We start from the raw sequence: 8,943 nt of genomic DNA, 5'->3' as shown, positions 1-8,943 counted from the left end.
GGGCAACTCCAGTGCGACGGCAGCGGCGCGAGGTTGCGCGCCCGGTCGAGGCGATGGCCGAGGCCCTGATCGAGCAGCTGCCGCTGATCGTGTACATGGACGAGCTGAGCCCCAACTCGTCGAACAGCTACACGAGCCCGCAGACGACGGCGATCCTCGGCTACACGCCGGAGGAGTGGGCTTCGGATCCGGACCTCTTCGCGACGATCCTCCACCCGGACGACCGCGCACGGGTGCTGGCCGAGCACGCACATGCGCACGCCACCGGTGAGACGCTGCGAACCGACTACCGGATCGTCAAACGCGACGGCAGCGAGGTGTGGGTGCACGACGAAGGGGTGATCGTGCGCGACGAGCACGGGGCGCCCGTGTGCCTGCAGGGCTACATGCTCGACATCAGCGAGCGCAAGCTGGCAGAGGCGCTGGCCGCAGGGCAGGCACGGCTGCTCGAGCTCGTCGCGAAGGGGACACCGCTGCCGGAGGTGCTCGACGCGGTGACGCGCTTCGTCGAGGAGCAGTCGAGCGACGTGCTCGCGTCGATTCTCCTGCTCGACCCGGACGGCCTGCACCTGCGGCACGGAGCGGCCCCGAGCCTTCCGGACGCCTACTGCGCGGCGATCGACGGTGCCGCCGTCGGCCCCTCGGCCGGCTCCTGCGGCACCGCCGCCTGGCGCCGCGCGCGCGTCGACGTGTCCGACATCGCGAGCGACCCGCTGTGGAGCGAGTACCGCGATCTCGCGCTCGGCCACGGCCTGCGGGCGTGCTGGTCGACGCCGATCTTCGCGGCCGACGGAGCCCTGCTCGGCACCTTCGCCCTCTACTACCGGGAGCCACGGGGCTGCGGCGAACGCGATCTCGAGCTCGTCGAGATCGCGACCCTCGTCGCCGGCATCGCGATCGAGCGCGCCCGGTCGGAAGAGGAGATGCGCGCAAGCGAGGAGCGCTACCGCGACCTGTTCGAGAACGCGTGCGAGCCGATCGCGACCGTGACGCTGGACGACGTCATCACCGACGTGAACGCCGCGTTCGAGCGCGTGCTCGGCTACACGCGCGCGGAGCTGATCGGGTCGAACCTCCACGACTACCTGACGCCCGCCGGACGCGAGACCTCGACCCGGCAGAGGGAGCGCAAGCTGGCGGGCGACGTCGCCAAGACGACCTTCGAGCAGGAGTTCATCGCCAAGGGCGGGAGGCGGGTGATCTTCGAGGTGTCGAGCCGGATCATCGAGGAGGGCGGACGCCCGATCGGGGTGCAGGGCGTCTGCCGCGACATCAGCGCTCGCAAGCTCGCCGAGGCCGAGATGCGGCGGCTCTCCGACCTCAACCGCCACCAGGCGCTGCACGACCATCTCACCGGCCTTCCCAACCGCGGCTGCTTCCGGGAGCGGATCGAACGGGCCGTCGCCGAAGGCGGCGGCACGGGCGCGGAGCTCGCCCTCCTTCTCATCGACCTCGACCGCTTCAAGGAGATCAACGACGCCCTCGGACACCGCTACGGAGACATCATCCTCGTCGAGCTCGCACGGCGGCTCGAATCCGTCGTACGCCGCGACGACACCGTCGCGCGTCTCGGCAACGACGAGTTCGGCGTGCTGCTGCCGCGGCTGGCCGACCCCTCGACCGATCTCGAGCAGGCACTCGCACGGGTGCTCGCGACTCTCGAGCAGCCGTTCCAGGTCGACGCGCTTCCGCTGTACGTCGAGGTGAGCATCGGCGTCGCGCTCTCGCCCGCCCACGGCACGGACGTCGAGCTGCTGTTGCGGCGGGCGGACATCGCGATGTACGCCGCGAAGAAGGCGGGGCTCTCCCACGTGCTGTACGCCCCGCACATCGACCACCACGACTCGGACAGCCTGATGCTGCTGTCCGAGCTGCCGCGGGCAGTGAGCCAGCGCGAGCTCGTCCTCCACTACCAGCCGAAGGTCGACATCCACACGCACGAGCTCGCGGGGGTCGAGGCGCTCGTGCGCTGGCAGCACCCGACACGCGGTCTCATCCCCCCGGGCGAGTTCATCCCGCTCGCCGAGCAGACAGGGATAATCCAACCGCTGACACGGTTCGTGCTCGACGAGGCGCTCGGCCAGAGCAAGACCTGGGAGGGCGAGGGTCGTCATGTGAACGTCGCGGTCAACCTCTCGACGCGCAATCTCCACGAGCCGACCCTGCCCGACGAGGTCGCGGAGCTCCTGCGCAAGTGGGATCTCCCCGGCGAGCGGCTGACGCTGGAGATCACCGAGAGCGCGATCATGTCCGACCCGGCGCAGACGGCGATCGTCGTCGAGCAGTTGAGCGCGCTCGGCATCCGCATCTCGATCGACGACTTCGGCGTCGGCTACACGTCGCTCGCGTATCTCGCGCGGCTCGCGCTCGGCCAGGTCAAGATCGACCGCTCCTTCGTCGCCGGCATGGCCGGCGAGTCCGGCGACGCCGCGATCGTGCGCGCGATCATCACGCTCGCGCACGACCTCGGGCTCGAGGTCGTCGCCGAGGGCGTCGAGACCAGGAGCCAGTGGAGCGATCTCGCGCTCCTCGGCTGCGACATCATCCAGGGCCACTCGATCAGCCGGCCGCTCGCAGCGCGCGATCTCGGCCGCTGGCTGCGGCGCTCCGGCGGCAACGGATCGGCGCAGCCGTGTCCGGCTCGCTGACCTCCGCGGACGGAGATCGCCGACGCTGCGAGGCTGCGGCGATGCCGCCGGCGCCGCGTCGAGCTCAGCGCTCGCCGCGACGAGCGACGAGCGCGGCCACCGCGGCGAGCTCGCGAACGCGCAGCGCGCGGCACGCGACGACGTAGATCGCCACGGCCGCTGCCAGACCGAGGCCGAGCGCCACGATCTGGGCGGGAACGGAGCGGCCGAGCGCACGGTCGAGCGGCAGCCACACGGCAAGGGACACCGCGGCCGCCAGCGCAGAGGCGAGCGCCACCCGCGCAACCGAGGCCGCCTGACGGCCGAGGTCGAGCCTTCCCACCCGGCGCCGCAGAAAGGCCAGCAGCAGAGCGGCGCCGACGATGTTGACGAGCGACGTCGCCAGGGGGATCCCCCACGTCCCGACGCGGTAGAGCACGGTGTCCAAGGCCGCGTTGAGCACGAGCGTCGCGACCGCGACCATCGTCGGCAGCCAGTTGGACTGGAGCCCGTAGAAGCCACGAGAGAGCATCAGCATCCAGCCGTTGAAGACGAGCCCCAGCGAGAAGGCCGCGAGACTGGCGGCGACGATGCTGACGTCGTCCTCGCCGAACCTGCCTCGCTCGTACACGAGCCGGACGATCGGCGCCGCAAGCACGGCGGAGACTGCCGAGGCGGGGATGAGCAGGAAGCCGATCTGGCGCAGGCCCGAGCTCACCGTCGACCGGAAGCCGTCCATGTCCGCGCGTGCCGCATGGCGTGCGAGCGCCGGGAACAACACCGTCGCGACCGCGACCGAGAACATCCCCTGCGGCAGCATGTAGAGCCGGAATGCCTTGTCGATCGCGGTCGGAGCGCGATCGGGGTCGATCAGCCGCGAGGCGAAGATGCTGTCGATCACCGCGTTGACGTTGACCAGCCCGAGCGTCAGCGTCACCGGCAGCATCAGCGTGAAGAACCGCCGCACGGCCGGGTCGCGCCAGTCGAGCACGAGCTGCAGACGGCCGTCGAGGCCGCGCAGCCACGGCAGCGGCAGCAGCAGCTGGATCAGCGTGCCGGCGACGATCGCGCCCGCGTAGACATACAGCTGCGCGTCGGTCCCGTCGACGCGCGGGACGCCGATCGCGAGGCCCGCGATGATGGCGACGTTCCAGAACACCGGGGTCAGCGCCGGCACCGTGAAGTGGTCGTACGTGTTGAGGATCCCGACGACGATGCCGCTGAGGCCGAGGAGGACGACGATCGGGAAGAGGACGCGGGACAGACCGACCGCGAGGCCGACGTCCCCGCCCGGGTCGCCGAACAGCCGCAGCACGAACGGCGCGACGAGGATGAACAGCGCGGTCAGCCCGCCGAGCACGAGCAGCATGAGCCAGAACAACGTCGACGCCACGCGCCACGCCCGCTTGCGCTCCCCCTTCTCCAGCAGGTCGCTGAACACCGGCACGAACGCACCGGAGAGCGCCGCGTCGGCGACGAGCGCGCGCACGAGATTCGGGATCTGGAAGGCGATCGTGAAGGCATTGATGCGTCCGTTGATGCCGAAGTAGTACGACGAGACCATCTCGCGCACGAGGCCGAGCACCCGTGAGAGGCCGGTCGCCGCGGAGAACACGAGCGTCGAGCGCGCTTGGCGGCGTCGGCGGCCCCTGTCGGTTGCGGCAGGCACCGGCCCGTCCGCAGCGTCGCTCATGCCGGTCGAGTTCGGCGCGGACACGCGCCCCACCTTCGCAGGACCCGCGCCGTCTCGTCGCTCCCGGTCGCTCTGCTACCATCGCTCGGCCCGCGAGCTGCGGGCATTCCTACGCCGAAACGCAGATGCCGAACATCCAGCAGCAGAAGAAGCGCGTCCTCATCGCCTCCCGCCAGCGGGAGGAGAACCTGCGCTACCGCTCGACGATCAAGACGCTCGCGAAGCGCCTCGAGGCGGCAGTCGCCGCCGGCGACGCCGACGCGATCGCGACCGAGCACCTGAAGCTCGTGCGCATGGTCGACAAGGCGGCGTCCAGGGGCGCTATTCACAAGAACACCGCGGGCCGCCGCAAGTCGCAGGCCGCCCGGCTCGTCGCCGGCGCCTAGTGCGGCGTCTCGCACCATTCCACCGGAAAGTCTTGTTGCGAGACGCCGCGCTCGATGCTTGCTGCGTGTCGCCCGGCTGCTGCGCAGCCGGGCGACACGATCCTGAAGGGGCGCGCTTCGCACGCCCGTTCCGGGTCGAACGTTCGGAGACGGCGCACTAGCAGCCGTCGTCACGAGCCCGGCAACCTGCCCGGCTCCCGGCTCACGTCGACGAGCGCCCGCTGCAGCTCGAGGTCAGGCGCAAGCCGGCTGCCGCCCTTGAGCGCGAGATCGAGCTCGGAGAGCCGTACCGTCGCGCGATCGAGCTCCTCCTCCGAGAACCCCTCCGCCTGCCGGGCGAGCTTCTCGCCGTAGAAGGGGTGCATCCTCAGCCTCGCCGCCGCATCCCGCGCCGAGAGGCCCGCGCCGCCCAGGCGCTTCAGCTGGCGCAGCTTCGACAGGTGCCCCGCGATCGCGCCGGCGAGCCGTGGCGCGGCCTCCCCCCGCTCGAACAGCATCTCCGAGATGGAGAGCACCCGTCCCGTCTCCCGTTGCGCCCAGGCGTCGGTGAGCTGGAAGATCGGGGTCTCCTGCCGGGGGGCGACGAGAAGCTCGATCTCGCGCTGCCCGACCGGCTCGCCCCCGGCCCAGGTGGCGACCTTGTCGATCTCGGTTGCGAGCGCGTGCAGATCGCGGTCGCCGACGAGCTGCACGAGGGCCACGCACGCGTCGGTGTCCGCGCGGACGCCCGCAGCACGGAAGCGCTCCGCCACCCAGCCGGCGATCTGCCTCCTCGCGTGGCTGTACTCGAGCACCTGCCCCGCCTTCGCCACCGCCTTGACGAGCGGAGCATCCTTCTTCAGCGCCTCCGACAGCAGCGCGAGGGTCGTCGCGGGCGCCGGCGAGGCGAGATACGCGCTGATCGCCGCAATGTCGGCGGCCTTCCACGCCTGCACGAGCCGGTCGTCGGCGTTGCGGCGGCCGTCCACGCGGTCGACGACGACGAGCCTCCTGTCGCCGAACAGGCTCCCGGCGTTGCAGAGGTCGACGACGTCGGCGCCGCTCATCTCCTGCGCCGACACGAGGTCGACCGACTGCGGGTCGAAATGACGCCGGAGGCGCTGCACGGCCGTCTCGATCTTAGGCCGGTCGCTGCCGTTGATCAGGTACACGGGCTTGAGGGCGTGCGACTCGGCCATCGCGGCCTACGGTACTCCACGAGCGGCGCGGACGGCGATGGTGCGCCCGTCCGACTCCACCACGACGCGGCCGTGCTCGTCGGTGCGGTATACGCGCAGGCCGGGCACGGCGGCGAGCGCCGCCAGCGTGTCGCCGCGCGGGTGGCCGTAGTCGTTGCCCCGGCCGACGGAAATCACGGCGACTCGCGGCCGCAGCGTCCGTAGCTCTTCGGCGAGGCCCGGGTCGGACGAGCCGTGATGGGCGACCTTGAGCACCTCGACCGCGCGCAGCGGCAGCCGCGCGGTGACAGGCGACTCGGCATCAGCCGTGAGCAGCAGATCCGTCGAGCCGTAGCTCGCGAGCACCACCGCGGCGTGGTCATGCGGGTTCTGGCCGGCGAGACCGCCGCCGTCCGGCCACAGGATGCGCAGGCGGAGTCGTCCGAGCCGGTATTCGCGCCCCCTGCGGGCGGCGACGACTTCGGTATGCCGCATGCGGGCAGCGCGGCGCGCGGCGGCATCCTCGGGCCAGTCTCCCGGCTGGAGTGGGTCGAGCATGGCGCGCACCGTCAACGCGCGCACGACCGCGGCCGCGCCGCCCGCATGGTCGCGATGCGGATGCGTGATGACGACGGCTGCGAGCGAGCGCAGCCCCATCCGTCGCAGCTGCCGGTCGACCCTGGCCTCGGGCGGGCCGGCGTCCACGAGCACCGCCCCTTCCGGCACCTCGAGCACGATGCCGTCTCCCTGGCCGACGTCGAGGAAGGTGGCACGCAGGCCTGCCGGTGGATGCCATCGCGGGGGCGGGTGCGCCGCCCACCAGGCGGCGGCGGCGAGCACGGCGAGCGCGAGCGCGGCGGCGGCGGCGCGCCGCCGCCGGTACGGGGGCAGCCGGCGCAGCGCCGCGGTTGCGGCGACGAGCGCCGCGGGGAGCGCGAACACGAGCGGCGAGGTCGTCTGTGCGTACGGCAGGCCCGCGATCAGCCTCGCCGAGAACGCGATCCAGGCGGCGCAGGCGCCGGCGAGCCACGAGAGCGCCGCGGCCGCGGGCGGGAGCAGCGGTGCCACGAGAGCGGCCGCGAGCCCCAGCCCGAGGAGCGGCGGCATCGCCGGCTCGGCCAGGGCGTTCGCGGGCACCGTCCAGACGGGGATGGTGCCGAACTGGAGCCACAGGATCGGCGCCGTCGCCAGGCCGCAGGCGCCCGAGACGCCGACGACCTCGACCAGCTGCCACGGAAGCGGCCAGCCTGCGTGGAGACGACGCAGCGACGGCAGCGTGACCAGGATCGCGGCGACGGCCGCGAACGAGAGCTGGAAGCCCGGCTCCAGCAGGGAGCGCGGCGTCCACGCCAGCAGGGCGAGCGCCCCGAGCGCGAGCGCATGCCAGCGCTCGCTCGGCCGTGAGACGAGCCACGCGAGCGAGGCGACGCAGCCCGCGACGGCCGCCCGCACCACCGACGGCTGCCACCCGACGGCGAGCGCGTAGGAGAGCACCGCCGCGATCGCGAGCACATGCCCCAACGCCCGCGGGAGACCGGCGACGTAGGCGAGCCCGAGCACGCCGAAGGCGATGAAGACGACGTTCTGCCCCGAGACGGCGAGGAGGTGGTAGAGGCCGGAGGCCTTGAACGCGTCGCGCAGCGCGGGGTCGAGCCCCTCGTCGGCGCCGAGCACGACGCCTGCGAGCAGCGCACGCCGCTCGCCGCTCGCACCGAGCGCCAGGGCCTCCGCGATCTCCGCGCGCAGCCGGTCGCCGACGCCTCCGATCCCGCCCCGCCGGCCGACGACGGTGAAGCGGCCGCCGCCGCGCAGGACAACGTGGATGCCCCTGCGCGCAAGCCAGCCGCGCTCGTCGAATCCGGTCTCGGGCCCTCGCGGGGCGACCGGCCGCGCTCGCAGCTCGAGCACGGCGCCCTGGGGCGGCGCCCGGCCAGCCGGCAGCTCCAGCAGCACACGCTCGCGCACCGTCGAGCCGCCGAAGCGGAGCACCTCCGCCGTCGCTCGTACGGCGTGCGGTGTACGCGAGGGAGGCCCGGTCACGACGACACGCGTCTGCTCGAACTCGTCCACGTGCCCGGCGAGCAGGCTGCGGTCGAGCGCCTCGACCCGCGCCGACCCCCACCAGAGGCCGAGAACGGCGAGGCCGGATGCGACGGCGGCGAGACGCCACGGCCCGTCGAGCGCGAGCACGAGCGCAATGCCTGCGCAACCGGCGATTGCGAGCAGCGGCGCCGGCGGCCGCAGCCAGTTGGCGGCCGCGAGTCCCGTGCATGCGGCCACGACGAGCGCGGTCGGCCAGACGAGCTCGAGGGCGGCACGCGCGCGGCTCACGGCGTCACGAGGTCGCGGAGCTGCTCGATGCGGGCGGGGCCGACGCCCGGGACGGCGTCGAGATCCTCGACGGAGCGGAACGGCCCATGCCCCTGGCGCCAGTCGACGATCTTCTGGGCCGTCACCGGCCCGATCCCGGGCAGCGCGTCGAGATCGTCGACCGTGGCGCTCGCCAGGCTCACCTTTGCCGCGGCGGCGCCGGCGCCGCCCGCCGCCCCCGGCACGCCACGCGCGGGCACGACGACCTGCTGGCCGTCCGCGAGCGGCGCCGCGAGGTTGACGAGGGCGATCTGCGCCCGGCGCGTCGGCCCGCCAGCGCGCCGCACGGCGTCGAGGACGCGCGAGCCATCGGGCAGGCGGTAGACGCCGGCGCGGCGCACGGCGCCGACGACGTCGACGACGATCCGGGGCGCCGGCGCTGCGCCCGCCGCCCCGCTCCCCGTCGGCGCCAGCGTCGCCGCAGGCGCCGGCGCACGGGCCGAGCCCTGCGATGCCAGCCGCTTCCCGACGAGCGCGAGCACGAGCAGGGCGGCGGCGAGCAGGATGGCAGTCTGGCGCCGGGGCAGGACCTCCAACATGTCGTCCATGATGGCAACGAAGCTGTGACGTGTCCGTGCTGCCTTCGTGACCGCTTTGCGACAGCGGCTGCGGCCGCGGCCCTGCGCGCGAGCACCCGTTCGCTACGGCCGCGGCTCTCCCGGCCCCGAAGCGAGCAGGTCGAAGTGCGTGCGCCGGCGTGCGCCGGCGCG

Annotated in this window: 6 protein-coding genes; 2 read left to right on the top strand and 4 right to left on the bottom strand. The window is 72.9% G+C overall.

Annotated features, from left to right (window positions below):
* On the top strand, nt 1-2,648 hold a 2,648-nt coding region (locus Gocc_RS13290; protein WP_147281301.1), incomplete at its 5' end, for a bifunctional diguanylate cyclase/phosphodiesterase.
* A 64-nt stretch (nt 2,649-2,712) separates the two neighbouring features.
* Here the strand turns inward: Gocc_RS13290 and murJ are convergent.
* The gene (gene murJ / locus Gocc_RS13285; protein ID WP_114797052.1) at nt 2,713-4,344 is read right to left on the bottom strand and encodes a murein biosynthesis integral membrane protein MurJ; all 1,632 of its coding nucleotides are present in this window, start codon (nt 4,342-4,344) and stop codon (nt 2,713-2,715) included.
* Nucleotides 4,345-4,445: 101 nt separating this feature from the next.
* On the opposite strand from murJ, the gene rpsT reads away from it, so the two are divergent.
* Complete coding sequence (rpsT, locus tag Gocc_RS13280) at nt 4,446-4,706, top strand: 30S ribosomal protein S20 (protein ID WP_114797051.1); 261 nt, start codon at nt 4,446-4,448, stop codon at nt 4,704-4,706.
* A gap of 170 nt (nt 4,707-4,876) precedes the next feature.
* Here rpsT and holA read toward each other — a convergent pair whose 3' ends face one another.
* Genes holA through Gocc_RS16335 form a run of 3 tightly spaced genes read right to left on the bottom strand, consistent with a single transcriptional unit; the run spans nt 4,877 to nt 8,772 of the window.
* The gene (gene holA / locus Gocc_RS13275) at nt 4,877-5,884 is read right to left on the bottom strand and encodes a DNA polymerase III subunit delta (RefSeq protein ID WP_114797050.1); all 1,008 of its coding nucleotides are present in this window, start codon (nt 5,882-5,884) and stop codon (nt 4,877-4,879) included.
* A 6-nt stretch (nt 5,885-5,890) separates the two neighbouring features.
* Entirely contained in the window at nt 5,891-8,194 is a 2,304-nt protein-coding gene (locus Gocc_RS13270) for a ComEC/Rec2 family competence protein (protein WP_181813676.1), read from the bottom strand.
* Complete coding sequence (locus Gocc_RS16335) at nt 8,191-8,772, bottom strand: ComEA family DNA-binding protein (RefSeq protein ID WP_220150625.1); 582 nt, start codon at nt 8,770-8,772, stop codon at nt 8,191-8,193. The genes Gocc_RS13270 and Gocc_RS16335 overlap by 4 nt, the downstream gene beginning before the upstream one ends.
* Nucleotides 8,773-8,943 lie beyond the last annotated feature (171 nt).

The organism is Gaiella occulta, assembly GCF_003351045.1.
In the GTDB taxonomy this organism is placed as follows: domain Bacteria; phylum Actinomycetota; class Thermoleophilia; order Gaiellales; family Gaiellaceae; genus Gaiella; species Gaiella occulta.
This window is presented reverse-complemented; position numbering and strand designations above follow the sequence as displayed.

Excerpts from the sequence above, each read along its gene's own strand:
- Gocc_RS16335 (WP_220150625.1), bottom strand. The coding sequence starts at position 8,772 with ATGTTGGAGGTCCTGCCCCGGCGCCAGACTGCCATCCTGCTCGCCGCC.
- rpsT (WP_114797051.1), top strand. The coding sequence starts at position 4,446 with ATGCCGAACATCCAGCAGCAGAAGAAGCGCGTCCTCATCGCCTCCCGC.
- holA (WP_114797050.1), bottom strand. The coding sequence starts at position 5,884 with ATGGCCGAGTCGCACGCCCTCAAGCCCGTGTACCTGATCAACGGCAGC.